The organism is Achromobacter sp. UBA4530 (genome assembly GCF_002388205.1).
Taxonomy (GTDB): domain Bacteria; phylum Pseudomonadota; class Gammaproteobacteria; order Burkholderiales; family Burkholderiaceae_B; genus Achromobacter; species Achromobacter animicus.
Map to the genome: position 1 here is coordinate 1 of NZ_DGMA01000028.1, position 25,622 is coordinate 25,622.

At 66.8% G+C, this 25,622-nt stretch carries 21 protein-coding genes; 13 read left to right on the forward strand and 8 right to left on the reverse strand.

The features are described from left to right. Positions 1-25 precede the first annotated feature (25 nt). A complete protein-coding gene (gene dinB / locus B2W22_RS20095; protein ID WP_175124061.1) occupies positions 26-1,123 on the reverse strand; it encodes a DNA polymerase IV in 1,098 nt (365 codons plus the stop codon). A gap of 75 nt (positions 1,124-1,198) precedes the next feature. On the opposite strand from dinB, the gene B2W22_RS20100 reads away from it, so the two are divergent. Then, positions 1,199-1,621 carry a PaaI family thioesterase gene (locus tag B2W22_RS20100; protein ID WP_175124060.1) on the forward strand — a complete coding sequence of 141 codons (423 nt, stop codon included), beginning with the start codon at positions 1,199-1,201 and terminating at the stop codon, positions 1,619-1,621. A gap of 17 nt (positions 1,622-1,638) precedes the next feature. On the opposite strand, the gene B2W22_RS20105 is transcribed toward B2W22_RS20100, so the two are convergent. Then, complete coding sequence (locus B2W22_RS20105; protein ID WP_175124059.1) at positions 1,639-2,094, reverse strand: BPTD_2524 family lipoprotein; 456 nt, start codon at positions 2,092-2,094, stop codon at positions 1,639-1,641. Positions 2,095-2,249: 155 nt separating this feature from the next. On the opposite strand from B2W22_RS20105, the gene B2W22_RS20110 reads away from it, so the two are divergent. After that, positions 2,250-4,166 (forward strand): S9 family peptidase, encoded by a 1,917-nt coding sequence (locus tag B2W22_RS20110; protein WP_175185036.1) that lies wholly within the window; start codon positions 2,250-2,252, stop codon positions 4,164-4,166. On the opposite strand, the gene B2W22_RS20115 is transcribed toward B2W22_RS20110, so the two are convergent. Further along, the gene (locus B2W22_RS20115; RefSeq protein WP_286939340.1) at positions 4,156-5,385 is read right to left on the reverse strand and encodes a GGDEF domain-containing protein; all 1,230 of its coding nucleotides are present in this window, start codon (positions 5,383-5,385) and stop codon (positions 4,156-4,158) included. The genes B2W22_RS20110 and B2W22_RS20115 overlap by 11 nt on opposite strands. Positions 5,386-5,998: 613 nt before the next feature. Between B2W22_RS20115 and pgaA the strand changes: the two genes are divergently transcribed. The 4 genes from pgaA to pgaD are packed head-to-tail and all read left to right on the forward strand — an operon-like array spanning position 5,999 to position 12,233. Next, positions 5,999-8,401, forward strand: a complete 2,403-nt coding sequence (gene pgaA, locus B2W22_RS20120) for a poly-beta-1,6 N-acetyl-D-glucosamine export porin PgaA (protein ID WP_286939342.1) — start codon at positions 5,999-6,001, stop codon at positions 8,399-8,401. Between the two features lie 21 nt (positions 8,402-8,422). Further along, positions 8,423-10,456 carry a poly-beta-1,6-N-acetyl-D-glucosamine N-deacetylase PgaB gene (gene pgaB, locus B2W22_RS20125; RefSeq protein ID WP_286939343.1) on the forward strand — a complete coding sequence of 678 codons (2,034 nt, stop codon included), beginning with the start codon at positions 8,423-8,425 and terminating at the stop codon, positions 10,454-10,456. Continuing rightward, entirely contained in the window at positions 10,453-11,790 is a 1,338-nt protein-coding gene (gene pgaC, locus B2W22_RS20130; protein ID WP_286890071.1) for a poly-beta-1,6-N-acetyl-D-glucosamine synthase, read from the forward strand. Before pgaB ends, pgaC begins: the two co-directional genes overlap by 4 nt. Beyond that, positions 11,787-12,233 (forward strand): poly-beta-1,6-N-acetyl-D-glucosamine biosynthesis protein PgaD, encoded by a 447-nt coding sequence (gene pgaD, locus B2W22_RS20135; protein ID WP_175124053.1) that lies wholly within the window; start codon positions 11,787-11,789, stop codon positions 12,231-12,233. Before pgaC ends, pgaD begins: the two co-directional genes overlap by 4 nt. Positions 12,234-12,246: 13 nt before the next feature. Here pgaD and B2W22_RS20140 read toward each other — a convergent pair whose 3' ends face one another. After that, positions 12,247-13,494, reverse strand: coding sequence for an MFS transporter (locus B2W22_RS20140; protein WP_218343367.1), 1,248 nt, complete (start codon positions 13,492-13,494; stop codon positions 12,247-12,249). A 184-nt stretch (positions 13,495-13,678) separates the two neighbouring features. On the opposite strand from B2W22_RS20140, the gene B2W22_RS20145 reads away from it, so the two are divergent. Both B2W22_RS20145 and B2W22_RS20150 read left to right on the forward strand, forming a co-directional pair. Further along, on the forward strand, positions 13,679-14,494 hold the full coding sequence (locus B2W22_RS20145) for an AraC family transcriptional regulator (protein ID WP_286939344.1): 816 nt from the start codon (positions 13,679-13,681) through the stop codon (positions 14,492-14,494). 97 nt (positions 14,495-14,591) lie between these two features. Continuing rightward, positions 14,592-17,210, forward strand: coding sequence for a penicillin-binding protein 1A (locus tag B2W22_RS20150; RefSeq protein ID WP_286939345.1), 2,619 nt, complete (start codon positions 14,592-14,594; stop codon positions 17,208-17,210). A 60-nt stretch (positions 17,211-17,270) separates the two neighbouring features. On the opposite strand, the gene B2W22_RS20155 is transcribed toward B2W22_RS20150, so the two are convergent. Beyond that, on the reverse strand, positions 17,271-17,984 hold the full coding sequence (locus tag B2W22_RS20155; protein WP_175185029.1) for a metallophosphoesterase: 714 nt from the start codon (positions 17,982-17,984) through the stop codon (positions 17,271-17,273). Positions 17,985-18,175: 191 nt separating this feature from the next. On the opposite strand from B2W22_RS20155, the gene B2W22_RS20160 reads away from it, so the two are divergent. Next, the gene (locus B2W22_RS20160) at positions 18,176-19,348 is read left to right on the forward strand and encodes a PepSY-associated TM helix domain-containing protein (protein WP_286939346.1); all 1,173 of its coding nucleotides are present in this window, start codon (positions 18,176-18,178) and stop codon (positions 19,346-19,348) included. Next, on the forward strand, positions 19,345-19,542 hold the full coding sequence (locus tag B2W22_RS20165) for a hypothetical protein (protein WP_175124047.1): 198 nt from the start codon (positions 19,345-19,347) through the stop codon (positions 19,540-19,542). The genes B2W22_RS20160 and B2W22_RS20165 overlap by 4 nt, the downstream gene beginning before the upstream one ends. Before the next feature lie 164 nt (positions 19,543-19,706). Here the strand turns inward: B2W22_RS20165 and B2W22_RS20170 are convergent, their stop codons facing one another. Then, positions 19,707-20,531, reverse strand: a complete 825-nt coding sequence (locus B2W22_RS20170) for an aldo/keto reductase (RefSeq protein WP_175124046.1) — start codon at positions 20,529-20,531, stop codon at positions 19,707-19,709. A 270-nt stretch (positions 20,532-20,801) separates the two neighbouring features. Between B2W22_RS20170 and B2W22_RS20175 the strand changes: the two genes are divergently transcribed. Continuing rightward, positions 20,802-22,607 (forward strand): ABCB family ABC transporter ATP-binding protein/permease, encoded by a 1,806-nt coding sequence (locus B2W22_RS20175; protein WP_286939347.1) that lies wholly within the window; start codon positions 20,802-20,804, stop codon positions 22,605-22,607. Between the two features lie 51 nt (positions 22,608-22,658). Beyond that, entirely contained in the window at positions 22,659-23,045 is a 387-nt protein-coding gene (locus B2W22_RS20180; protein WP_175138524.1) for a Rieske (2Fe-2S) protein, read from the forward strand. Positions 23,046-23,100: 55 nt separating this feature from the next. Here B2W22_RS20180 and B2W22_RS20185 read toward each other — a convergent pair whose 3' ends face one another. After that, entirely contained in the window at positions 23,101-24,084 is a 984-nt protein-coding gene (locus tag B2W22_RS20185; protein ID WP_286939348.1) for a bile acid:sodium symporter family protein, read from the reverse strand. A gap of 111 nt (positions 24,085-24,195) precedes the next feature. On the opposite strand from B2W22_RS20185, the gene B2W22_RS20190 reads away from it, so the two are divergent. Further along, positions 24,196-25,038 (forward strand): LysR substrate-binding domain-containing protein, encoded by an 843-nt coding sequence (locus B2W22_RS20190; RefSeq protein ID WP_286939349.1) that lies wholly within the window; start codon positions 24,196-24,198, stop codon positions 25,036-25,038. Positions 25,039-25,043: 5 nt separating this feature from the next. Here B2W22_RS20190 and B2W22_RS20195 read toward each other — a convergent pair whose 3' ends face one another. Beyond that, on the reverse strand, positions 25,044-25,577 hold the full coding sequence (locus B2W22_RS20195; RefSeq protein WP_286939350.1) for an OsmC family protein: 534 nt from the start codon (positions 25,575-25,577) through the stop codon (positions 25,044-25,046). Positions 25,578-25,622 lie beyond the last annotated feature (45 nt).

Below are 25,622 nucleotides of genomic sequence, written 5' to 3' on the forward strand. Positions count from 1 at the left end.
CCTTGGGGCGGCCCGGCGGCGAGACCTAGAACGCCCCTCCAAACAGATCCGGCTGGCGCGACTGCTCGCCCGGATCTGCGAAGTTGCTCATCCCCACCCCCGCCAGCCGGTACAGCGTGTCCGGCGGCAGTTCCACGCGTTCGCACAGCAGCCGCGCCAGCGCGGCCAGCTCCATGGCGGACGTTGGCGGCTGGGCGCAGGTCTGGCTGCGCGTCAGGATGCGGAAGCGGTCGGTCTTCAGCTTGAGCACCACCGTGCGTCCCAAGGCGCCCTTCTTCAGCGCCTGATCCCACACCTTTTCCGCCATGCGGTCCAGGGCGTCGCCCACGGCCTCCAGCCGGACGTCGTTGGAAAACGTGGTTTCGGCCGACACCTGTTGCAACGGCTGGTCGGTCTGGACCTCGCGTTCGTCGATGCCGCGCGCCAGCTCGTACAGCCGCCGGCCATAGCGGCCGAAGTAGTGCTCCAGCTCCTGCGCGCTGTGCGTGGCCAGGTCGCCCACGGTCTGGATGCCAAGCTGCTCCAGGCGCGCCTGCGTGACCTTGCCCACGCCCGGCACCTTGCGCACGGGCAAGGGCTCCAGGAACGCCAGCACCTTGCTGGGCCGCACCACAAAAATGCCGTCGGGCTTGTTCCAGTCCGACGCGATCTTGGCCAGGAATTTGTTCGGGGCTACACCGGCCGACGCGGTCAGTCCGGTTTCCTCGCGGATCTGCTGGCGAATCACCTGCGCCACCTCGGTGGCCGATGGCAGCCCGCATTTGTTGACCGTCACGTCCAGGTAGGCCTCGTCGAGCGACAAGGGTTCGATCAGGTCGGTATGTCGGGCGAAGATCTGCCGCACCTGTCGCGACACGTCGCGGTAGCGGTTGAAATCGGGCGGCACGTAGATCGCGTGCGGACAGAGGCGTTCGGCCTTGATGGCCGACATGGCGGAATGGATGCCGTAGCGCCGCGCTTCGTAGGACGCCGCGCACACGACCGAGCGCGGTCCGGTCCAGGCCACCACCACTGGCTTGCCGCGCAGGTCGGGATTGTCGCGCTGCTCCACGGACGCGTAAAACGCATCCATGTCCACATGCACGATTTTGCGCGCAGACTGCGCCGACGCCTGCCCCGTCATGACCTCAATCCCGTGGCAAAAACATATATTATGACCGGCGGCAATCCGCTATCCCTTCTCGCCCACGACGGTTCCATGACTGCACCCGCCTCCGCCAAAACCGACTATTTCGGCCTGACCATTCCCTTCATGAGTTTCATCGGCCTGGTGCCGGAAAGCATCGCGCCGGCCTATGCCCGCACGACGCTGCCGTGGCGCGAAGACCTGACCAACAGCCGCGGCGACGTGCACGGCGGCACGCTGATGAGCGTGCTGGACTTCACCCTGAGCGCCGCCGCACGCGGCTCCGCGGACGCCACCGAGGGCATGGCCACCATCGACATGAACACCACGTTCCTGTCTCCCGGCACGGGCGACCTGGTCATCGAAGCGCGCTGCCTGCGCCGCGGCGCGTCCATCGCCTTCTGTGAGGGCGACATCCGCCGTGCCGACGGTGAACTGGTGGCGCGCGCCACCGCCACCTTCAAGATCATCCGCCGCCGTCCGGGCGGCGACTGATCTTTTTTCGTCCTGCCTTATTTCGGCAGGTCGCGCGTCGGCTTGACGGGCGGGCGCGGATCCAGCGGCATGTACGTGCTGCACGACACCAACCCGTAATACACCGCGTCCTGCATCGCGCGCATGGCAGCGGGGTCCCACGTGCCCTTGCCCCACATCACGATGCGCACGTCCGTGGACTTGGGCCCCTCGGACTTGAGGTCAACGCGCGACATCTCGCGATCGGAATACGGCGCCAGCACGCGCACCACACCGGATTGCGCGCTTTCGTTCAGGTCGGAAACGACGCGGTAGGCGTTGTCGGTGCTGCGCAGGCACGCGTTGGACTGGCGGATGACCGCATCGTAGGCGTCCTTGAAGGCCACCGGCGCCTTGAATTCGCTGTGCGGCGACGCGCTGTCCGGCGAAATGCCGAGCGAGCAGCCGGCCAGCCCCAGGGCCAGCGCCGAGGCCGCGACCAGATTCCTGTACATGTAAATCTCCAGAAGAAGTGCCGCGATTATCCCGCAAACCGCGTGGCGGCATAAGTGGCGCCGGATCGGCGGGGCCGGTTCGACACCCCTTGCGCGGCTATGGCATTATCGACCAGCCTATTTGCAACGCGGATCGACATCACGGAGGTTTCCCCTTGTTCTCATTTCTGCGCACCGTCCTGGCTGCCGGCATCGTCGGCGCCTCCCTGGGTGCCTGCGCCACGCAGCCGCCTCCCCGCGCCTATCCCCTGAAAGATTTCTTCCGCAATCCTGAGCGCGGCTATTTCCGGCTGTCCGACGACGGCCAGACGCTATCGTTCATGCAGCCCACCAGCGTGGACGGCAACCCCGCCCGCATGAACATCTACGTGCAGCCGCTGCAAGGCAGCCAGCTCGTGGGCGAGCCGCGCCAGCTGACCAGCGAGACCGCGCGCGACATCAGCGGCTATTTCTGGAAAGGCCCGGACGTGGTGCTGTACCAGAAGGACTTTGGCGGCGACGAAAACTTCCACGTCCTGGCCGTCAACGCCAAGACCGGCAAGATCACGGACCTGACCCCGTACGAGGGCGTGCGCGCCGGCATCGAGGACGACCTCGAAGACGACCCCGACCACGTGCTGATCAGCCACAACCAGCGCAACCCCGAGGTCTTCGACGTCTACCGCGTCAACGTCCACACCGGCGCGGCTGTGCTGGTGGCGCAGAATCCGGGCAACATCGTCGGCTGGCAGACCGACCACGCGGGCAAGGTGCGCGCCGCCGTCGCCAGCGACGGGCTGAACACCACCCTGCTCTACCGCGACGACGAAGCGTCCGACTTCCGCCCGCTCATTACCACCGACTACCGCACCAGCGTCAGCCCCGCATTCTTCACGTTCGACGACAAGAAGTTCTACGCGCTGAGCAACCGAAATCGCGACAAGCTCTCGCTGGTCGTCATCGACCCGGCCACGCCGGACGCCGAGGATGTCATCTTCACGCCCGAGGCCGTCGACCTGGACGGCGCCGCGTTCTCGCGCAAGCGCCGCGTGCTGACCGTGGCGTCCTACCAGACCGACAAGCCGCAATACAAGTTCTTCGACGCGGAAACCGAAGCGCTGTACAAGACGCTTGCCGATCTCCTGCCGGGTTACGACGTCGTCATCCAGGGCGGCAACCGCGACGAGAACAAGTTCATCGTGGCGGCCTACAACGACCGCACGCCCGGCGCGCGCTACATCTACGACGCCGTGGCCGGCACGCTGACCAAGCTGGCGGACCTGAACCCGGCCATCCCCGAAGCTGACATGTCGCGGGTGCAGCCCATCAGCTATCAAAGTCGCGACGGCCGGACCATCCATGGTTACCTCACGCTGCCCGCCGGCCGCGAACCCAAGAACCTGGCCTGCGTCGTCAATCCGCACGGCGGCCCGTGGGCCCGCGACGGCTGGGGCTACAACCCCGAAGTGCAATTCCTGGCCAACCGCGGTTTCTGCGTGCTGCAGATGAACTTCCGCGGCTCCACCGGATACGGCCGCGACTTCTGGGAAGCCGGCTTCGGGGAATGGGGCCTGAAGATGCAGGACGACATCACCGACGGCGTGCAATGGCTGGTCGAGCAAGGCATCGCCGACCCCAAGCGCATCGGCATCTATGGCGCCAGCTACGGCGGCTACGCCACGCTGGCCGGCGTGGCCTTCACGCCGGACCTGTACGCCGCGGCCGTGGACTACGTGGGCGTATCGAACCTCTTCACGTTCATGAAGTCCATTCCGCCGTACTGGAAACCCATGCTGGACAAGATGCAGGACATGGTGGGCGACCCGGTGCGCGACCGCGACCGCCTGACCGCAACTTCACCGGCGCTGCACGCGGACAAGATCAAGACGCCGCTGCTCGTCGCGCAGGGCGCCAAGGATCCGCGCGTGAACAAGGACGAGAGCGACCAGATGGTGGCAGCGCTCAAGGCCCGCGGTGTGGACGTGGAATACATGGTCAAAGACAACGAAGGCCATGGCTTTCACAACGACGAGAACAAGTTCGAGTTCTACGAGGCCATGGAGAAGTTCCTGACGGAACACCTCAAGCCGTAGTCCCTGCGGTTTCCGCTTCCAGGGCATTCGCGGCGGCCGGCAGGCCGCCGCTTGTCTTGACGACGCCGCGGCCGCTCCAGGCCATTTCCACGCGGTCCCGCCCCTGCTCCTTGGCCCGGTACAACGCCACGTCGGCCCGCGCCAGGATGACGTCGGCGCTGTCGCCCGGCTGATAGGACGCCAGCCCGCCGCTTGTGGTCAGCTGCACTTCCAGCCCCTGCAGATAGAGCGGCATGTCGCGCAAGGCGTCGCAGACGCGCTGCGCCTGCACCAGCGCGCTCGCCGGATCGCAGTCGTACATCAGCAGCACGAACTCCTCGCCGCCCAGGCGGCCGAAGCGATCGCTCGACCGGACCGCATTCTGCACCACGCGCGCGAAGTGACGCAGCGCGGTGTCGCCGCCCGCATGGCCGTAGCGGTCGTTGATGGATTTGAAGTGATCGATGTCCAGCACCAGCACCGCCAGCTTGCCGCCCGTGCGCTCACAGCGCAGCAGCTCGTGTTCAAGCGCGTCCATGATGCTGCGCCGCGAATAGGCTTGCGTCAGGCTGTCGAATGTCAGCGCGGCCTGCATCTTTTCCGCCTGGCTGGTCTGGATCATGAAGAGCAGCGCCAGGAAGAGTCCGGGCACCGTGACCGAGCCGCACACAATGAAAAAGAGGCTCCACGCCGACGGCTGCAGCAGCGACACCGGCGTCTCCACGCCCGCGCCGTAGACATATCCGCGCAGCGCGTGCAACGCCACCACCCCGAAAAATGCCAGCAGCAGATACAGCACGACGCCTTTCGTCTTGATGCGCCTGCGCTGCCGGAAGATGACGGCGCCGGTCGCTGCCATCAGCACGCAGGTGTAGACGGAATACAGCACCATGCGCCACACCAGGCTGTCGCTGCGGTACAGCAGCAGGGCAAAGCCGAAGGTGCAGAGCGAGCACAATAAGGTGGTGCGCAGGATATGCGGATGCATGCCGAAGAACTGGCGCACGCCGATGTACACCAGCGCGGCGGAACAGGCCCAGGCGGCGTTGGACACCATCACATAGGCGGCGGGCGGGATCATCTCGGCCGACGCGTAGGCCAGCAGAGACAGCACGGCCAGCGCGTTGGCCGCCATGAACGCAGGCACGCCTTCGACGCCGCGGACGTGAAAGGGCAGCAGCAACGGCAACGCCAGCGCCGTGGCCAGGCCCCACATCAGGAAAAACAAGCTAGTCGTCATGGTTCGCTCGGGCTCAGGCTTGTCGGCCCGCCCCGCCGTTGGGACTGCAGTTGCACTGGGTTCGCGCAAGCAAAGCGCGTTACACGTCAGCATTCTTGATGCTTTTTGTTACGAGAATGGCGAAAGGACGCGCATGACGTTTGCCCTGCCGGGCAACGCGCGTCCGTCGGACCAGAACCTTTACCGCCGCGCCAAGACGATTGCACGGCCTGCGACGAGAGAATACGCCAAGGCGCCTTCGCCGTGACGCCCCCTTTGCAGTAATTGACAGTTAACCCGCGCAATTTTCCGTAAAGTTCCATCCGTCGACGGCGCAGCATAAGCGCCGCGATCACGCCCCACGGGCGTGGCGCGTACTAGCCATGCACTCCGATAGCGCGAGTGCGAAGGTCCCCGTAGCGGGCGCCGCGCAAGTCCCAATCAAACGTTCATTTCCGCGCTGCAGGCGCCTGGTTCGCCTGCGGCCGCCCTTGCCGGGTGCTCGCGCCCGTCCGGCGTGGCGGAGCCATGGACGCCCCGAATTGCCACTGCGGATGTCATACAGATGCCAATCGAACGAACCAGGCGGTCAAACGCCGTTGGACCCAGACTGAACTTGATGGCGGCCAGCGCAATGCTCGCGCCCGTGCTGACGCTGGCCGCCCCGTCAAGCCACTACGACGCGCTGATCGAGCGCGCTCGCGCCGGCGACTACGAACCTGCGCTGGAAATGCTGCGCGCGCAGGGCAGCGCCGCGGGCATGCGGCCCGTTTACGACCGGATCGTCATCGCCGGCTGGGCGGGCAAGCCGGACGAAGCCATCGTCGCGTACGAGACGCTGCCGGCCGGCGCCGTGCTGCCGGCCAACGTCCAATTGGCCGTGGCGCGGGCCTACCGCGACCAGCAGCGCTGGCCGCAGGCGCTCGACGCCTACCGCCAGGGGATGCGCCGCCATCCGGGCGAAGCCGCCTTCGCGGCGGGCGAGATCATGACGCTGGCGGACGCCGGGCAATTCCCAGCCGCGATCGCCGCAGGCGAGAAACGCATCGCCCGTCAGCCGCGCGACGCCGACGCCCGGCTGGCGCTCAGCTACGTCTACGCGCGCCAGTCCCAACCATTTGAAGCCCTGCATCAGGCCGACCAGGCACTGGCGCTGGCGCCCGCCACGCCCTACGTGCTGCGCGAATACATCCGGGCGCTTCAGGGCGCCCGCATGGCCGACGTGGCGCTGGACTGGGCGCGTCGCCATGAAACGCTGTTTACCCCCGCCCAGATGCGCGCCCTGCAGGCCGACGCACTGGCGCAGGAGGCGCGGCTGGCGGCCATGCCCGCGCGCGGCGAGGCCGAACGGTTTGCCATCGCCGACCGCGCGCTGGCCGGCTACGACGCCGCGATTGCCGATTGGCGCAAACTGGGCGAAGACGCCCGCGCCGACGTGCTGCGCGCCCGCATCGACCGCCTGCACGCCCTGCACGCCCGGGTGCAGATGCAGATGCTGATCCAGGAATATGAGGCGCTGCTGGCCGAAGGCGTCGACGTGCCGCGCTACGCGCTGAGCGACGTGGCCTCCGCCTATCTGTACCTGCGCCAGCCCGAGCGCGCCCGCGACCTGTACCGGCAGGTGGCCGCCAGCGACAGCGCGCCCGGCGACGATCCGGCGCAGCGTCTGGCCACGCAGACCGGCCTGTACTACGCGCTGGCCGAAGGCGAACAATTCGACGAAACGCCCCCGATCACGGACGCCGTCCAGGCCGGCTACGCCCCCTGGCTTTACTACAAGGGCCAGGCCACGCGCATGCCCAACGACCTGAACCTGGAAAGCCGCCAGACGCTGGCCGCCACGCACCTTCAGGCCGACGACACCATCGAGGCCCACCAGCGCCTGGCGCAGATGGTGCAGCAGGCGCCCAACAATTCCGCGCTGCGCAGCGATCTGGCCACCGTCCACCGCGCCCGCTCGCAGCCCCGCGCGTCGGAAATAGAACTGAAGCTGGCCGAAACGCTGGCGCCGCGCGACCTGGCGGTGGAGAACGGCCAGGGCTTCACGGCGATGGACCTGCAGGAATGGCGTCAGGCCGAAGCGCTATCCGCCGACACGCTGGCCCGCTCGCCCGAAAACCTGACCAGCCGGCGGCTGGCCCGCGAGTGGGAAGTCCACCGCAAGGCCGAGCTGCGCATCACCGGCTACCGCGGCCTGGCCTCGGACAGTCCGGTCACCGGCAACGGCGATTTCGGCATCGACGCCGTGTTGTATTCCCCGCCCATGGGTTACGACTGGCGCGCCTTTGGCGGCGGCGGCTACGCATCGGGTGACTTCGAGGAAGGCCGCGGCATTTACCGCTGGCTGCGCACCGGCGTGGAATGGCGCGTGCGCGATCTGACGGTGGAAGGCGAAGTCTCCACCAACGACTACGGCCACGGCGTCAAGCCCGGCGCGCGGCTGTCCGCCGCCTACGACCTGAACGACCACTGGCAGGTGGGCGGCTCGGCCGAAATCCTGTCGCGCGACACGCCGCTGCGCGCGCTGACCAACGACGTCTCGTCCAACGGCCTGTCGATGTACGTGCGCTGGCGCGCCGACGAGCGGCGCGAATGGACCCTGTCGGCCGCCCCGTCCCGTTTCAGCGACGGCAACACCCGCTGGGCATTCGGACTGACTGGCCGCGAGCGTGTCTACACCGCGCCGCACCTGAAGGCCGACCTGGAGTTGGGCCTGTCCACCCAGCACAACAACCGCGACGACGCGCCCTACTTCAACCCCAGCGCCGATTTCCTGGCCCTGCCCGGCGTGCGGCTGACGCACACGCTGCACCGCCGCTACGAAACCGCATGGGAACAGATCGGCACGCTGGGCGCCGGCACTTACAGCCAGCAGGGCTACGGCACGGGCGGCGTCGTCGCGCTGGGCTACGGCCAGCGCTACCGCGCGAACGACGTTCTGGACATGGGCTTCATGGTCACCGGCACCAGCCGGCCCTATGACGGCGAGCGCGAGCGTGAACTGCGCGTCGTCTTCGACCTTGCCTACCGCTTCTGACCTGGTTTTTCCGGAAACGACATGATGCTCAAACTGCATACCCGGCTGCTCCTGGCCGGCATCCTGTTCCTCATGATTCTGGCGCTGACCGCCTGCGCCAAGGACATCCCCGTCTACACGCCGCCCGCCGAACGCCCAGTCGCGGCCATCGACAAACCGTGGGTCAATGGCCAGTTCCTGGCCCTGGCCTATCACGACGTTGAAGACGACGACCCCGATCAGGCCTTTCTCAGCGTGCGCACGGACCGGCTGGCCGAACAGTTGGCCTGGCTGCGCGCCAACGGCTACCAGGCCGTGTCGGTGGACCAGATCCTGGCCGCCCGGCAAGGCGGCAAGCCGCTGCCCGACCGCGCTGTGCTGCTGTCGTTCGACGACGGCTATCGCAGCTTCCATACCCGCGTGCTGCCCATCCTGAAAGCCTACGGATGGCCGGCGCTGCTGGCGCCCGTGGGCGTCTGGATGGACACCCCGTCCGACCGCCCGGTGGATTTCGGCGGCACGCCCGAGGCCCGCAACCGCTTTTTGAACTGGGACGAGATCCGCGAGATCTCGCGCTCCGGGTTGGTGGAAATCGCCGCGCACACGGACGCCTCGCACTATGGCGCGCTGGCCAATCCGCAGGGCAACACCGAGCCGGCCGCCGCCATCCGCGCCTTTGATGCGCGCACCGGCCAGTACGAGACCGAGGCGCAGTTTGACGCCCGCATGGGCCGCGACGTGGCCGCCATCACGGAAAAGATCCGCGCGGCCACCGGTAAGAAGCCGCGCGTGTGGGTCTGGCCGTATGGCGCGGAAGGCGGCTCCACGCTGCGCATCACCGCCGAGAACGGCTACGAGATGGCGCTGACGCTGGAAGACGGCCCCGGGCGCCTGTCCCGCCTGATGTCCACGCCGCGCATGCTGCTGGCCAGCGATCCGGCGCTCAAGTCCTTTGCCAACAGCGTGGTGGGCATGGAGGCCGACCCCTTCATGCGCGTCGCGCACATCGACCTGGACTACGTCTACGACCCGGACCCGGAACAGACCGACCGCAACCTGGGCGTGCTGGTGCAGCGCATCCTGGACATGCAGATCAACACGGTGTTCCTGCAGGCCTATTCCGACCCGCAGGGCGATGGGCTGGTGAAGTCGCTGTACTTCCCGAACCGCTGGCTGCCGATGCGCGCAGACCTCTTCAACCGTGCCGCCTGGCAACTGCACAACCGCGCCAACGTGATGGTCTACGCCTGGATGCCCGTGCTGGCCTTCGACATGGACCCGGCCTTGCCGCGCGTCGAGCGCTGGGATCCGGACACCGGACAGGTGGCGCCCGACCCGGACCAGTACCGCCGCCTGTCGCCCTTTGACGCCACCGTGCGCGCGCGCATCGGCGATCTGTACGAAGACCTGGCGCGCCAGGCGATCTTCGACGGCATCCTGTTCCACGACGACGCGCTGCTGTCGGACTTCGAGGACGCCAGCCCCGGCGCACTGGCCGCGTACCGCGCGGCCGGACTGCCGGGCAGCATCGCGGAACTTCGTGCGGATCCGGACACGATGCAGCGCTGGACCCGCTACAAAAGCCGCCATCTGGTGGAATTCACCATGGCGCTCGCAGAAAAGGTGCGCGCCGTGCGTGGGCCGCAGATCAAGACGGCCCGCAACATCTACGCCCAGCCCATCCTGAATCCGGAAAGCGAAACCTGGTTCGCCCAGAACCTGGACGACTTTCTGGCCGCCTACGACTGGACCGCGCCGATGGCGATGCCGCTGATGGAAAACGTGGCGCCCGGCAAGGAAAACGCGTGGCTGGACGCACTGGTCGACACCGTCGCCCGCCGGCCCGGCGCGCTGTCCAGGACCGTGTTCGAACTGCAAAGCCGCGACTGGCGCACCGGCCCCGGCCGGCCCGACGCCACACCGGTGGACACCGACGTGCTGGCCGGCTGGATGCGCCGCCTGCAACTGCGCGGCGCCCGCAGCTTCGGCTACTACCCCGACGACTTCTCGCAAGACCAGCCCCGGTTGCAAGGCATCCGGCCCGCCATCTCCGAAGCCTGGTATCCCCTCCAATGACTGATCGATTGATTGCCCTGCTGATTCTCTGCGCGGTGCTCGGCGCGCCGTTTGGATTCACTTTGATGCTGACCGGCGAAGCGCTGCTGGGCTTCGTGTTCTTCTATCCGCTATTCATGTCCGGCATGTGGATGGCGGGCGGCATCTACTTCTGGTGGCACTGGGAGCGCCACTGGGCATGGGGGGCTGAACGCACCCCGCCCGAACTGGCCGGCTCGCCGCTGGTGTCGATTCTGGTGCCGTGCTTCAACGAAGCCGACAACGGCGAAGAAACCCTGCTTGCGGCGCTGAACCAGAACTATCCGCACATCGAGGTCATCGCCATCAACGACGGGTCGACCGACGGCACGGCCGCGCTGCTGGACCGCATGGCCGCCGAACACGCGCGCCTGCGCGTCGTGCATCTGGCGCAGAACCAGGGCAAGGCCATGGCGCTGCGCATGGGCGCGCTGGCGGCCCGTAGCGAATACCTGGTGTGCATCGACGGCGACGCCCTGCTCGATCCCGATGCCGCCGCCTATCTGGTGGCGCCGCTGATCGACAACCCGCGCGTCGGCGCCGTCACCGGCAACCCCCGCATCCGCACCCGCTCCACGCTGATCGGGCGCATCCAGGTTGGCGAGTTCTCTTCGATTATCGGACTCATCAAGCGCACGCAGCGCGTGTACGGGCAGGTCTTCACGGTGTCGGGTGTCGTCGCCGCGTTCCGCCGCGTGGCGCTGGACCGCGCGGGCTACTGGAGCCTGGACATGATCACCGAGGACATCGACATCAGCTGGAAGCTGCAGCGCGACCACTGGTCCATCTTCTACGAGCCGCGCGGGCTGTGCTGGATCCTGATGCCCGAGACCCTGCGCGGATTGTGGAAGCAGCGGCTGCGCTGGGCGCAGGGCGGCGCGGAGGTGTTCCTGAAGAACCTGCGCTCGATCTGGAACTGGCGCCACCGCCGGCTGTGGCCGCTGATGGCCGAATTCTGCCTGTCGACCGCCTGGGCATTCGCGTTCGGGCTGTCGGTGGTGCTGTGGCTGGTCAGCCAGGTCGTCGCGCTGCCCAACAACATGCAGATCGCCAGCCTGCTGCCGCCCGCCTTCACCGGCATGATGCTGGCGGTCGTGTGCCTGCTGCAGTTTGCCGTCAGCATCCTGATCGACCGCCGCTATGAGCCGGGCCTGGCGCGCGCGCTCTACTGGGTCATCTGGTATCCGCTGGCCTACTGGATGGTGAGTCTCTTCACCACGCTGGTCAGTTTCCCCAAGGTCATGCTGCGCAAGCAGGCCCAGCGCGCCCGCTGGACCAGTCCCGACCGCGGCATCAAATCACCGGAGGCATCATGATCATCACCACGCAACGCTCGCGCGCGGGCTATCTGTTCGACTTCGCGCTGACCGCCTTTGGCTGGTTCGCGTTCGTCTACCTGTTTGGCGCCGGCATCCTGGCCATTCTGCGCGGGGCCGCCAGCGGCCCGGACGCGCCGCTGCTGCCCGTCTTTCTGCCGACGGTGCAGACCTTGTGGGGCTACGCCGTGCTGGCCGTGGTCAACGCGGCGGTGCTGGTGGCGTGGGCGGTGTACAACCACCGCCGCTTCGGCGGCAAGGACCGCCGCAAGCCGATCCGCCCGCTGACCGACCAGCGCCTGGCCAAGAGCTTTGAAGTCAGCGCCGACCAGTTGACGCAACTGCGCGCCACCCGCGTCGCCGTGATCCACCACGGCAGCGCGGGGCAGATCGACGGCATCGAGCACCGCCTGCCGCGCCTGCAATCGCTGCGGGCGGGCTGACGGGACGGCGGGCCTACACCCGCCGCATCTTCGGCAACAGAATCGCCACCACGCCCAACAGCGGCAGATACGCACACAACTGATAGACGTAGCCGATGCTGGTGGCATCGGCCACCCTGCCCAGCACCGCAGCGCCCAGGCCGCCCATGCCGAAGGCAAAGCCGAAGAACAGGCCCGCGATCATGCCCACCTTGCCCGGCACCAGCTCCTGGGCATAGACCACGATCGCGGAGAAGGCCGACGCCAGCACCACGCCGATGATGACGACGAGCACGCCCGTCCAGAAGAGATTGGCGTGCGGCAGCATCAGCGTGAAAGGCGCCACGCCCAGGATCGACACCCAGATCACGATCTTGCGGCCGATGCGGTCGCCGACCGGTCCACCCACCACGGTGCCCACCGCCACGGCGGCCAGGAACAGGAAGAGATACAGCTGCGCCTCGCGCACCGACAGCGCGAACTTGTCGATCAGGTAGAACGTGAAGTAGCTGTTCAGGCTGGCCAGATAGAAATACTTCGAGAACACCAGGACGCCCAGCACGCCCAACGCGCCCAGCACCTGATTGCGCGTCAACCCATTGCCCGCGCCCTCGCGCCGCGCACGCGGTTTGAGCAGCACGCGGTTGGCGGCATACCAGCGCCCGATCCACATCAGCACCACGATGCCGAACAGCGCCGCCAGCGAGAACCACGCCACGCTGCCCTGCCCGTGCGGAATGATGAACAGCGCGGCCAGCAGCGGCCCCAGCGCCGACCCCACATTGCCGCCCACCTGAAACAGCGACTGCGCCAGCCCGTGCCGCCCGCCCGACGCCATGCGCGCCACGCGCGACGATTCCGGGTGGAACACCGACGAGCCCGTGCCCACCAGCACCGCCGCCACCAGCAGCCAGCCAAACGACGGCGCCATCGACAGCATCAACAAGCCCACCAGCGTGAACCCCATGCCCACGGGCAGCGAGTACGGCTTGGGGTTCCGGTCGGTATAGAAACCGATGAACGGCTGAAGCAGCGACGCGGCAAGCTGGTAGACCAGCGTGATCAGCCCGATCTGCGTGAACGTCAGGCTGAACGAGTCCTTGAGCATGGGATAGATGGCGAGCAGGATCGACTGGATCATGTCGTTCATCAGATGCGCCACGCTGATCGCGCCCAGCACCTTGAAGGCGGTGGAGGGATCGGAGGCGGCGGGCGATGCCGCGGCGGGTGCGGCAGAGGTCGAGGCGGACAGGCCGGCAGCGGGATTCTGGGCGGAGTTCATGAGTCGCACGAAGAAAATGGACAAGCCGGCCACTCGCCGGAACCAGGCATCAGTGTAGAAATCCGGCGCCGGCGTGATCTGCCATTTTTCGTCGAAAAAGTGACAACCGCTATGCCAACCCAATGGCAAAATAGGCGCCATGCGCTTCCGGGCGCCTCCTCATCCTTTTGTCGGAAGTGACACCATGGTCGTCCGCCCTCCCCCCGATCCCGCCCGCAGCATCAACGCGCAGGACTACCAGCATCGTCCGCGCGTCGTCACGGCGATGGCCAAGGAATTTTCCCCCGGCGCGCAGACCGGTCCCCATACGCACCCGCGCGCCCAGCTCATTTATGCCGTCGAAGGCGTGATGCGCGTCACCACGCCCAGCGGCTTCTGGGCCTTGCCTCCGCTGCGCGCGCTATGGGTGCCGGCGGGCGTGCCGCACGGCGTCGACATGGTCGGCGCGGTCTCGATGCGTTCCCTTTACATTCAGGCCGACGCGGCCCGGGACTACTGGCCCGAGTGCCAGGTGATCGAGGTCAGCGGCCTGCTGCGGGAATTGATCCTGGCGTTGACGGCCGAGCCCATCGACTACCCGCTCGGGGGACGGGTCGAGCAGATCGCGGGGTTGATCCTGGCTGAGCTGGCCGCCGCGCGCATCGTGCCCATTCAGATCCCGTGGCCGCGCGACCGGCGCCTGCAAGCCATCTGCGCGGCCATTCTGGACCAGCCCGGCCTGCGACGCGGCATCGAGGACTGGGGAAGCGAAGTCGGCGCCAGTGCGCGCACGCTGATCCGATTGTTTCAATCCGAACTAGGACTGAATTACAGACAGTGGGTGCAGCAGGTGCGGCTGGCTGATGCGGTGTGTCGGCTGTCCATGGGCGTGCCAGTGGCGCGTATTGCGGCGGACCTCGGCTACCGCAGCGCCAGCGCCTTCTCCGCCATGTTTCATCGGGCACTGGGCGCCCCACCCCAGCGTTATCTGCAATCCGTCCCCGGGGCCTCGCCAACCTGAACAAAAGCTGAATATCCTCTCACATGGGCAGATTTCGTTACCGAAACCTTATTGCGCCCTGGGCGGTCTATAGCGTTCTGCCCTAGAATCGCCTGCAATGAGCAATCCCCAGCAATCCTCCGCCAACCCGGGCGGCAAATCGGGCCTCCCCTGGAAACCTCTCCTGGTCAAAGCGGGCATCGCCGCCGCCGGCGCAGCCGTGTGCAGCGCCGTCGTGCTTGGCCTCGCACTGGCCCTGGCGTGGCCCAGCCTGCCCGACCTGCACGCGATGACCGACTACCGGCCACGCGTGCCCCTGCGCATCTACACCGCGGACAAGGTGCTCATCGGCGAATACGGCGAAGAACACCGCAACGTGCTGCGTTTCGACGAAATCCCCCCGGTAATGCGGCAGGCCGTTCTGGCGGCCGAGGACGACCGTTTCTACAGCCACGGCGGCGTCGACTGGATGGGCGTCGCACGCGCCGTGCTGACCAACATCGTCAAGGGTTCCAAGTCCCAGGGCGGCAGCACGATCACCATGCAGGTCGCGCGCAATTTCTATCTGTCGTCGGAAAAGACGTATTCGCGCAAGTTCTATGAACTGCTGCTGACGTTCAAGATCGAATCCGAGCTCACCAAGGACCAGATCCTCGAGCTCTACATGAACCAGATCTACCTGGGCCATCGCGCCTATGGTTTCGCGGCCGCCTCGCGCACGTACCTGGGCAAGCCGCTGTCGGAGGTCACGCCCGCCGAAGCCGCCATGCTGGCCGGCATTCCGAAGGCGCCCTCGCGTTTCAACCCGATCACCAATTACCCGCGCGCCGAGATCCGCCAGCATTACGTGCTGGGCCGCATGAAGACGCTGGGCTACCTGACGCCGGAGCAGACCGACGAAGCCCTGCAACAGCGCATCACGATCCGCGGCGCGGACGGCAGCAGCACGCGCGGCTTTGCGGTGCACGGCGACTATCCGGCAGAACTGGCCCGCCAGCTGATGTATGGCGTGTTCCAGGAGAACACCTACTCGTCGGGCATCGACGTCTACACCACGATCGATTCCAAGGCGCAGGAAGCGGCTTACCGCGCCGTGCGCGACGGCATCATCGACTACACCCGCCGCGCCGTCTATCCGGGCCCGGAAGACCAGGTCGAGCTGCCCGACGGCGTGGAACAGGACCCCCAGGCGCTCGACGAGATCCTGGACGGCGTGCAGGAAAAGTCGCCCGACAGCGAAGACCTGCTTGCCGCCGTCGTGCTGGCCGCCAGCCCCACTGAAGTCACCGTGGCGCGCAGCGGGCGCGACATCATCACCATTTCGGACAAGAAGGCCCTGGCGGTCGTCGCCCGCGCGCTCAATCCCAAGGCCAGCGACACCCAGCGCATCCGGCGCGGTTCGGTCGTCTACATCCACAAGAACGGCGACAACTGGGAAATCATCAACATGCCGGCGCTGCAGGCTGCGCTGGTGTCGATGGTGCCGCAGGATGGCGCCATCCGCGCCATGATCGGCGGCTTCGACTTCAACCGCGGCCACTTCAACCGCGTCACGCAGGCATGGCGCCAGCCGGGCTCGAACATCAAACCGTTCGTCTATGCGGCTGCGCTGGAACGGGGCCTGACGCCCGCCACGCAGATCTCCGATCAGCCCTTCATGCTGACGGCCGAGCAGACCGGTTCCAAGGCCTGGCAGCCCAAGAACGACGGCAACAAGTACGAACCCATGCTGACCCTGCGCCAGGGGTTGATGCGCTCCAAGAACATGGTGTCGATCCGCATCCTGCAGGCGATTTCACCGCAGTACGCACAGGACTACCTGACGCGCTTCGGCTTCGATAAATCACGCTGGCCGGCCGTGTTGCCGCTTGCGCTGGGCGCGGGTGGCGCGACGCCGCTGCAGGTCGTCAATGGCTACAGCGTGTTTGCCAACGGCGGCTACCGCGTCACGCCCTACCTCATCGACCACGTCACGGACCGCTCCGGCAATGTGCTGATGAAGACCCAGCCCGTCGTGGCCGGCGACGCGCAGGCGCGCGCCATCGACCCGCGCACGGCATGGGTCATGGACGACATCCTGCGCGATGTCACGGTCAACGGCACCGCCGCCCGTGCGCATCAGGTGCTCAAGCGCAACGACATCGGCGGCAAGACCGGCACCACGAACGACGCCGTGGACGTCTGGTTCTCGGGCTTCACGCAGACGCTGGCCACCACCGTCTGGATGGGCTTTGACCAGCCGAAGTCGCTGGGCACCAACGAGTTCGGCAGCGGCCTGGCGCTCTCCACCTGGCTGGACTATATGCAGCCCGTCCTGAAGGACGTGCCGCAAGCCAAGCCGGCGCCGCGCCCCGACGGCCTGCTGGTCGACAACGGCGAATACTATTTCTCCGAATTCCCGCCCGGCCAGGCGGTGGCCTCGCTGGACCTGTCTTCCGGCGACGCGCTGACCGACTTCCTGAACAACAACCGCTCGACCGACGGCGTCGACACCTCGGTCAAGCCGCTGCCTCCCGGCGGCGCCGCGGCTCCCGAAGGCAGTCCGATCCAGCCGCCGCTGATGCCGATCCCCGTGCCCCGCGCAGACGCCGCCCCCGTCCCGCAGGCGCAGGCCATGCCCGCTGCGGGCGGCGTGCAGACGCCAGCCGTCCCTGCCGCAGCCGCGCCTGCCGATTCGGCCGGCGTCAGCGCCAGCGCCGTCACCGCCCCCGGCGCGGTGACTGCCCGGCCGCTGTAAAAGCTGCGCATTTCGCAAAAACGGGCGCCTCGGCGCCCGTTTTGCTTTGTTCCGTCCGCCCTACTCGGCGGCCGCGGCCTCGGTCACGACCTCGCGAGGCCACGCCTGCAGGGATTCAAGATTCAGAAACGTGAAATAGCCGCCGTTCCAGCCTTCGGTATCGATGTGATACACGTTGCCCAGCGCCAGCGGCGACGCCACCGGGGTGTGCCCCGCCACCACCGCCCGCACGCCCAGGATGCCGGTTCGGTCCATCTGGCGCAGACGGTCGCGCGACCACTGGCACGCCGCGCTGGTGCGCTTGTAGCGGTCCTGCAACGCGGACTCCAGCCGGGGCCAGAACAACACCGGGCAGTCGGCATGCAGCAGTCCGACGGCGCCGGACGACGTTTCCACTTCGATGGCAATCGGCAATTGGGTAAAGGCTTCGGCAAACACCTGCTGCCGCTCGGCGGGCAGATCCAGAAACCAGCCACCGCCATAACCGCGCCAGTTCGTCACATCCACCTTGCCGGTGCGCACGTGACGAATCGCGTAGTCCTCGTGATTGCCTTGCACCGCGTAGAACCAGGGCTTGGCCAGCCAGTCCAGCGCAGCCTCGTTCTCGGGTCCACGGTCAACCAGATCGCCCACGGAAAAAAGCCGGTCGCGGGTGGGGTCGAACCCCAATTCATCCAGCGCCTGTTGCAGGCGTGAAAAATGTCCATGCACATCGCCTACCGCAAAATCGCGGCCGGCCTCGTTGCGCGGAACCTTGAGAAAACGCTGCTCCATGATGATTCGGGAATACCGCAAGGAAAAATCTGACCCTTCTTTTTAACCCGCTTTGGTCCGTCCCCACAGCCAGCCTCGTTATCGAAAGGGTCAAATAGCGTTACGAGAATCGAACTTGTTCGTGATAATGTTTTCTCCTTTCCCGTACTGCCCTGAAAAGGAGTGGCGCCAAGCCGCTTCCCGCCGTCGCCATGACCGCCGCGTCCACCATCAAGACCTGGTATCTCGTCCATAAATGGACCAGCCTGGTTTGCACGATCTTCCTGCTCATCATCTGTCTGACCGGTTTGCCGCTCGTGTTTCATCACGAGATCGAGCATTGGCTCGACGACGGCAAGCCCTTGTCCGCGGTGCCTGCGGACACCCCGCCCGCCAATCTGGACAAACTCGTGGCCAACGCGCGAGCCATGTACCCGAACGAAGTCGTCGACTACCTGTCATTCGACCCGGACGAGCCGCAGGTCTTCGTCGGCATGGCGAAGACGCCCGGCGACGGACTGGCCTCGGGCCACGCGATCCGCATGGATGCCCGCACGGGCGATGTGCTGCTCGATGGCCCGCTTTATACCGAAGACAAGTTTTCGTTCATGGGCATCATGCTGGCGCTGCACGTGGACCTGTTCGCGGGCCTGACCGGCGAGCTGTTCCTGGGATTCATGGGCCTGCTGTTCTGCGTGGCCATCGTGTCCGGCGTCGTGCTGTACGGCCCCTTCATGAAGAAGCTGGAATTCGGCACCGTGCGCGCTACACGCTCGACGCGCCTGAAATGGCTGGACCTGCACAACCTGCTGGGCATCGTGACGCTGGTGTGGGCGACGGTGGTGGGCTTGACCGGCGTCATCAACGAACTGTCCACGCCGCTCTTCCGCCTGTGGCAATCCACCGAACTGCCGCGCGTACTGGAACCCTACAAGGGTCAGCCCATCCCCACGCAGCTCGCGTCGGCGCAGTTGGTGGCCGACACCGCGCGCAAGGCCATGCCGGGTAATGAAGTGTCGTTCATCTCCTTCCCCGGCAATGCCTTCGGCAGCCCGCAGCACTTCATTGCGTGGATGCGTGGCGACTCGCCCCTGACGTCCAAGCTGAACACGCCCGTGCTGATCGACGGCCGGACCGGCAACCTGACGACGGTGGCGAAAATGCCGTGGTATCTGACGGCGTTGGAAGTCTCGCGGCCGCTGCACTTCGGCGATTACGGCGGCCTGCCGCTCAAGATCATCTGGGCGCTGCTGGATCTCGTCACCATCGTCGTGCTGGTGAGCGGACTGTATCTGTGGCTGGCCCGCCGCCGCGCCACCGAAGCGCGCATCAACGAACTCATCAAGAAACACCAGGCTACCGCCCCGCAAAGGACGCCCGCATGAGCCGCTCAACGAGTAAAGGCAGCCGGGGCTTCCTGTTCGTGTGGGGCGTGCCGATCCTGCTGGGCGTGCTCAGCATCTTTGGCTTGCTGGCGGCCCTGCTGGGCACCGGCGCCTGGCATTGGGCGTCCTGGACCGCGCTGAGCATCCTGCTCGTGGTCATCGTGCGGTACTGGGTGTTCCCGCTCAAGCACTAGCCGAACAGGTTGGGCGGACGGCGGTCCCGCAGACCGCCGCCCGGCCGATGGCGGCCCCGCCAATCGCGGCTCGGCCAATGACGGCCCCGCCGATCAAGGCCGGACACTTACCCCGGCCGGCTGCGCGGCCCCGCTCGCCGCGCCACCCGCCGGGGCTGCTTCCCCTACGCGAACTTCTCGGGATCCGGGCCCAGGCGCGGACCTTCCTTGATGCCGTCGATGGCCGCCATGTCCGCCGCCGACAGCTCGAAGTCGAACACGTCGATGTTCTCGCGGATGCGCTCGGGCGTGACGGACTTCGGTATCACGACCAGGTTGTGCTGAAGATGCCAGCGCAGCGTCACCTGCGCGGGCGACTTGCCGTGCTTTTGCGCCAGGTCCAGGATCACCTTTTCCTTCGTGATGTTGCCTTGCGCCAGCGGACTCCAGGACTCGGTCACGATGCCATGCCGCGCATGAAAGGCCCGCAGCGCATTCTGCGTGAACCCCGGATGCAGCTCGATCTGGTTGACGGCGGGGGTGACGCCGGACGCGTCGATCAGGCGTTCCAGATTGGCTTGCGTGAAGTTCGACACGCCGATCGCGCGCGCGCGGCCGTCTTCCTTCATTTCGATCATGGCGCGCCAGGCGTCCAGGAACTTCTCGCTGCCCGCGACCGGCCAGTGGATGAGGTACAGGTCCACGTACGCCAGCCCCAGCTTCTCCAGGCTTTCGTCCATCGCCTTGTGCGCGTCGTCGTAGCCGTGCTTGTCGTTCCAGAGCTTGGTGGTGATGAACAGGTCCTTGCGCGCCACGCCGGCCGACCGCAGGCCCGCGCCCACGCCTGCCTCGTTGCCGTAGATCGCCGCCGTGTCCACCGACCGGTAACCTGCCGCCAGCGCTTCCTTCACGCTGGACGCTGCCTGATCGTCCGGCACCTGCCAGACTCCCAGGCCCAACTGCGGAATCTTGCCTCCGTCGTTCAATTTCACTGCGGGTACCTTCGCCATAAGACCCTCCGTAGCAAGCGACGCGATCCAGGCGCGGCGAAAACGCGCCCGGTCGCGCAACCAGGGGAGCAGCCGGCCGGACCCCCGGTTGGAAGAGAAAGAAACGGGCCCGACGTGCTGCGCCCGTGTCGCAATACAGCCTTCAATCCCCCGATGCTGGTGCTTCCGTACCAGGGGTTATCCCTCAAATATTACCGCTGGTGCCTCATAATGCCCTGCAAACGGCCTAACTCCCCTGTCGGAGGCGGCCCCAAACCCAGCATCCCGATCATGAATTCTCCTGAAACGCGGCCCGGCAAGGGCGGCGGACTTGCCACGCTTCGCACGCTGTTTCCCTACCTGTGGCCGCCCGGCAAGACCGGCCTGAAGGTCCGCGTCGTGGCGGCGCTGCTGTGCCTGTTCGCCGCCAAGGCCGCAACCGTCTACGTGCCGCTGCTGTACAAGCAGGCGGTCGACGAACTGGGCAAGGGCGCGCCCGGCACGGTGACGGTGCCGCTCGGCCTGATCCTCGCCTACGGCACCGCCCGCGTGCTGTCGCTGCTGTTCTCGGAACTGCGCGATGCCATCTTCGCGCGCGTCGGCCAGCACGCGATCCGCTCGGTTGGCCTGCAGATCTTCCGCCACCTGCACGGTCTGGCGCTGCGCTTTCACCTGGCGCGTCAGACCGGCGGGCTGAACCGCGCCATCGAACGCGGCACCAAGGGCATCCAGACACTGCTGTCGTTCCTGCTGTTCAACATCCTGCCCACGTTCTTCGAGATCAGCCTGGTCTGCATCGTGCTGTGGATGATGTTCGACGGCTGGCTGGCGCTGGCCACTGGCGCCACCGTCGTGCTGTACATGGCCTACACGCTTGCCGTGACGGAATGGCGCGCCAAGTTCCGGCGCCAGATGAACGAAACCGACTCCGAGGCCAACACCAAGGCCATCGAGAGCCTGCTGAACTACGAGACCGTCAAGTATTTCGGCAACGAAGAACACGAGGCCCGGCGCTACGACGCCTCGCTCACCCGCTACGAACGCGCCGCCGTGCGCAGCCAGGTCAGCCTGTCGATCCTGAACGTCGGCCAGGCCCTCATCATTTCCACGGGACTGACGCTGGTGATGTGGATGGCGGCCAACGGCATCGCCGAGGGCCGCTACACGCTGGGCGATTTCGTGCTGGTCAACACGTATCTCTTGCAGCTCTACACGCCGCTCAGCTTCTTCGGCTTCATCTACCGCGAGATCAAGCAGGCGCTGATCGACATGGAGCGCATGTTCGAGCTGCTGGGCCAGGATCGCGAAGTGGCGGACCGTCCCGGCGCCGCGCCGCTGCAGGTATCGGGCGGCGCGGTGGAGTTCCGCGACGTGCACTTCGGCTATGACCCGCGCCGCGCCATCCTGAAAGGTGTCAGCTTCTCGATTCCCGCCGGCAAGACGGTGGCCGTGGTAGGCACGTCCGGCGCGGGCAAATCCACCATCGCGCGGCTGCTGTTCCGTTTCTATGACACCGACAGCGGCGCCATCCTGATCGACGGCCAGGACGTGCGCGACGTCACGCAGGCCAGCGTGCGCGCGGCCATCGGCGTGGTGCCGCAGGACACGGTGCTCTTTAACGACACCATCCGCTACAACATCGGCTACGGCCGGCCGGGCGCCACGGACGCTGAAATCGAGGCCGCCGCGCACCTTGCTCACATCCACGACCTGATCCTGACCATGCCGGACGGCTACGGCACAATGGTGGGCGAACGCGGCCTGAAGCTGTCGGGCGGCGAAAAGCAGCGCGTGGCGATTGCCCGCACCATCCTCAAGAATCCGGCCATATTCCTGTTCGACGAGGCCACCAGCGCGCTGGACACCCACACGGAACGCGAGATCCAGGCCAACCTGCGCGAAGTCAGCCAGGGCCGTAGTACGCTGATCATCGCGCACCGCCTGTCCACGGTGGCGGACGCGGACGAGATCATCGTGCTGGCCGATGGCCGCATCGTCGAACGCGGCCGCCATCCGCAGTTGCTGGCCCAGGCCGGCATCTACGCCGGCATGTGGGCCCGCCAGCAGGAAAGCGCCCGGGCGGCGCCGGCGGATTGACAAGCCGCGCCCCCTATCCGAACATCGCACCCTTTGATTCCCAGGTCTCCCATGCAGGATTCCCCCACCCTCCCTGAAGTCCGCGTCTGCGCCGCCGGCGATCTGGTCAACGGCGGCCTCGGCGTGAAGGTGCCCGTGACCGATGGCGCGGGCCGCACCACCGCCTTCTTTGTGCGCTACCAGGACCGGGTGCATGGCTACCTGAACCGCTGCGCCCACGTCGGCGTCGAACTGGACTGGGAAGGCAGCTTCTTCACCCGCGCCGGCGACCTCATCATGTGCGCCCGCCACGGCGCCATTTACCAACCCGACACGGGCCTGTGCGTGGGCGGCCCCTGTAGAAACGGACGCCTGACCGCGCTGGACGTGACCGAGCGCGACGGCAGCGTCTACTGGCAGCCCGCGGGCAAGATTCGCCCCGCGGACGCCGACGCCTGAACGCATCCCGGGCGGCCCGCTGCGTCGGGCTCAACGCCCGGGTTCATATCCTGGATTACGCCCGGACCGCCACTGCCTGCCCCGGCTCCGCCCGCTCGGCATAACGCCGCGCCAGCACCGCGCAGACCATGAGCTGCATCTGGTGGAAAATCATGAGCGGCAACACCACCACGCCCATCTGCGACGTGCCGAACAGCACGGTGGCAAGCGGAATGCCTGACGCCAGCGACTTCTTCGATCCGCAGAACACCAGCGTGATCTCGTTCTCCTTGCTCAGCCCCAGCTTGCGGCTGCCCCACGTCGTGATCAACAGCACCGATCCCAGCAACAAGGCATTCACCAGCACCATCGTTGCAAGGTCGATGGCCGGGAACGCATGCCAGATGCCCTGGGCGACCGCCTCGCTGAACGCGGTGTAGACCGCCAGCAGGATCGAGCTGCGATCCACCTTGGACAGCGTGCGGCTATTGCGCAGCGCCCACGCCCCGATCCACGGCCGCAGCAGGCTGCCCACCGCGAACGGCAGCAGCAGTTGCAGCAGGATGCGGCCGGCGTCGGCCAGGCCATGCCCGCCGCCCTGCCGATGCAGCAGCACCGCCACCAGCAGCGGCGTCAGCACGGTGCCCAGCAGATTGGAGGCCGTCGCCGCGCAGATCGCACCCGGCACGTTGCCGCGCGCCATCGACGTGAAGGCGATCGACGACTGCACGGTGGACGACAGCGTGCAGACGAACAGCACGCCGATCCACAGCGACGGCGTCAGCAGCCCGGGAAACAGCGCGCGCAGTCCCAGGCCCAGCGCGGGAAACAGCAAAAAGGTGCAGGCCAGGATCAGCCCATGCAGACGTACGTCCTTCACGCCGGACACGATGGCTTCCGTGGACAGCCGCGCCCCGTGCAGGAAGAACAGCAGCGAGATCGCCACGTTGCTCGCCACCATCATGAACGTGGCGCCCTTGCCCACCGCCGGGAAAAAGCTGGCGAACGCCACCGTGGCGATCAGGATGAGGGTGAATTGGTCTGGCAGGAAGCGGCGCATGGCAAAGACGTGTTCAGAAAGTTGCGCCCACTATAAGCGCGGCCCTTGCCATCGTGAAGGCCACTGAGTACTTTAACTGTCATTGGAAATCCCTATGACCGCATCCCGCCCATGCTGAACCCGCTCTGGCTCAAGACCTTCGCCGCCGCCGCAGGCGCGCCCAGCTTCACCGAAGCCGCGCGCCGGCTGGGCCTGACCCAGCCCACCGTCAGCGAGCACATCCGCCAACTCGAACAGGCCGTGAATCGCCGCCTGTTCCAGCGCGACACCCACTCACTCGCACTGACCAGCGACGGCCGCAGCCTGCTCGTGCATGCCGAGATCATCCTGGCCGCGCATGAAAAGGCCGAGCGCCTCTTCGATGCGCCCCGCCTGCGCGGACGGATCCGGCTGGGCACTTCCGACGATCTGGCGATGGGTCCCCTGCCCGATGTGCTGGCGGCGTTTCGCCTGGCACATCCCGAAGTCGAGCTGGACCTGACCATCGGCGTCACCACCGACCTCTACAAGCTGCTGGACGACAACCGCCTGGACGTGATGATCGGCAAGCGCCGGCGCGGCGACCGGCGCGGCCAGACGTTGCACAAGGAGGCGCTGCTGTGGCGCGCGAAGGAAGGTCTGCGCGTGGATCCCGACGAGCCCCTGCCGTTGATCCTGTTGCGCGAGCCCAGCGTGACGCGCACGCTGGCGCTTGACGCGTTGGCCCGCGCGGGCCGGAGCTGGCAGATCGTCTGCACCAGCACCAGCTACGCGGGCTGCCAGGCAGCAGCCCGCGCGGGACTGGGCATCACCGTGCAGCCCTCGCACCTGTCCACCGCAGGCCTGTCGGCGCCCGCGGGCGCCGCCAACCTGCCCGCGCTGCCCCCGGTGGAATTCATCGTCATCTCAGCCCCGTCGCCCGGCAAACCCACCCGCGCGCTGACCGAGATCCTGATGCGCAGCACCCTGACCTGACGCCCCTATTGCGGCGCGGAGCGCGTGTGCTCGATGCTGCCGTGCAGCGCTTGCGGCTGCTTGAGCAGGTTCAGGATCGGGCACCACGCCTCCACCGCCTCGTGCACGGCGCGAACCGCGTGCTCGTCCGCCGGCGACACGATGTGCGCGGTATAGCGGATGTTGTGCGGAAAAAATGGCACCGCTTCATAGCCCGGCTTGCCGCCGCGCGGGTCCAGGTCGCCTTCGATCGTCACCTCCAGCGATTCCAGCGGCAGTTCCAGCTCCGCCGCCTTGATGAGAAAGATGTGGGTCAGGCAGCTGCCCAGCGACCCCAGCAGCAACTCGGGCGAACTCGGCCCCAGGTCGTAGCCCGCAAAATCGGCCGGGCTGTCGCTCACCACCTGATGATCGCGAATGCGGATGCGCCGCACGCCGCTGCGCCCTTCCGCGCTGACGTGCGCACGCAGCTTCACCGGCTCCACCGTCTTCGGGTCGCGCCCGTTGCGCAGCAATACGGCGGCGCGCTTCTGGTCCAGATACTCGTTCAACGTACTCATCTTGCAGACCTCGCTTGGAAGAAAAACGTGCGAAGGACGCGCGGC

What these genes read in the sequence shown, in the direction of transcription:
- B2W22_RS20180 (WP_175138524.1), top strand. Translation starts at nt 22,659, where the DNA reads ATGCAGGATTCCCCCACCCTCCCTGAAGTCCGCGTCTGCGCCGCCGGC.
- B2W22_RS20100 (WP_175124060.1), top strand. Translation starts at nt 1,199, where the DNA reads ATGACTGCACCCGCCTCCGCCAAAACCGACTATTTCGGCCTGACCATT.
- pgaD (WP_175124053.1), top strand. Translation starts at nt 11,787, where the DNA reads ATGATCATCACCACGCAACGCTCGCGCGCGGGCTATCTGTTCGACTTC.
- B2W22_RS20115 (WP_286939340.1), bottom strand. Translation starts at nt 5,385, where the DNA reads ATGACGACTAGCTTGTTTTTCCTGATGTGGGGCCTGGCCACGGCGCTG.
- B2W22_RS20160 (WP_286939346.1), top strand. Translation starts at nt 18,176, where the DNA reads ATGACCGCCGCGTCCACCATCAAGACCTGGTATCTCGTCCATAAATGG.
- pgaA (WP_286939342.1), top strand. Translation starts at nt 5,999, where the DNA reads ATGCTCGCGCCCGTGCTGACGCTGGCCGCCCCGTCAAGCCACTACGAC.
- dinB (WP_175124061.1), bottom strand. Translation starts at nt 1,123, where the DNA reads ATGACGGGGCAGGCGTCGGCGCAGTCTGCGCGCAAAATCGTGCATGTG.
- B2W22_RS20190 (WP_286939349.1), top strand. Translation starts at nt 24,196, where the DNA reads ATGCTGAACCCGCTCTGGCTCAAGACCTTCGCCGCCGCCGCAGGCGCG.
- B2W22_RS20165 (WP_175124047.1), top strand. Translation starts at nt 19,345, where the DNA reads ATGAGCCGCTCAACGAGTAAAGGCAGCCGGGGCTTCCTGTTCGTGTGG.
- pgaC (WP_286890071.1), top strand. Translation starts at nt 10,453, where the DNA reads ATGACTGATCGATTGATTGCCCTGCTGATTCTCTGCGCGGTGCTCGGC.
- B2W22_RS20175 (WP_286939347.1), top strand. Translation starts at nt 20,802, where the DNA reads ATGAATTCTCCTGAAACGCGGCCCGGCAAGGGCGGCGGACTTGCCACG.
- B2W22_RS20150 (WP_286939345.1), top strand. Translation starts at nt 14,592, where the DNA reads ATGAGCAATCCCCAGCAATCCTCCGCCAACCCGGGCGGCAAATCGGGC.
- B2W22_RS20185 (WP_286939348.1), bottom strand. Translation starts at nt 24,084, where the DNA reads ATGCGCCGCTTCCTGCCAGACCAATTCACCCTCATCCTGATCGCCACG.
- B2W22_RS20195 (WP_286939350.1), bottom strand. Translation starts at nt 25,577, where the DNA reads ATGAGTACGTTGAACGAGTATCTGGACCAGAAGCGCGCCGCCGTATTG.
- pgaB (WP_286939343.1), top strand. Translation starts at nt 8,423, where the DNA reads ATGATGCTCAAACTGCATACCCGGCTGCTCCTGGCCGGCATCCTGTTC.
- B2W22_RS20170 (WP_175124046.1), bottom strand. Translation starts at nt 20,531, where the DNA reads ATGGCGAAGGTACCCGCAGTGAAATTGAACGACGGAGGCAAGATTCCG.
- B2W22_RS20145 (WP_286939344.1), top strand. Translation starts at nt 13,679, where the DNA reads ATGGTCGTCCGCCCTCCCCCCGATCCCGCCCGCAGCATCAACGCGCAG.
- B2W22_RS20105 (WP_175124059.1), bottom strand. Translation starts at nt 2,094, where the DNA reads ATGTACAGGAATCTGGTCGCGGCCTCGGCGCTGGCCCTGGGGCTGGCC.
- B2W22_RS20155 (WP_175185029.1), bottom strand. Translation starts at nt 17,984, where the DNA reads ATGGAGCAGCGTTTTCTCAAGGTTCCGCGCAACGAGGCCGGCCGCGAT.
- B2W22_RS20140 (WP_218343367.1), bottom strand. Translation starts at nt 13,494, where the DNA reads ATGAACTCCGCCCAGAATCCCGCTGCCGGCCTGTCCGCCTCGACCTCT.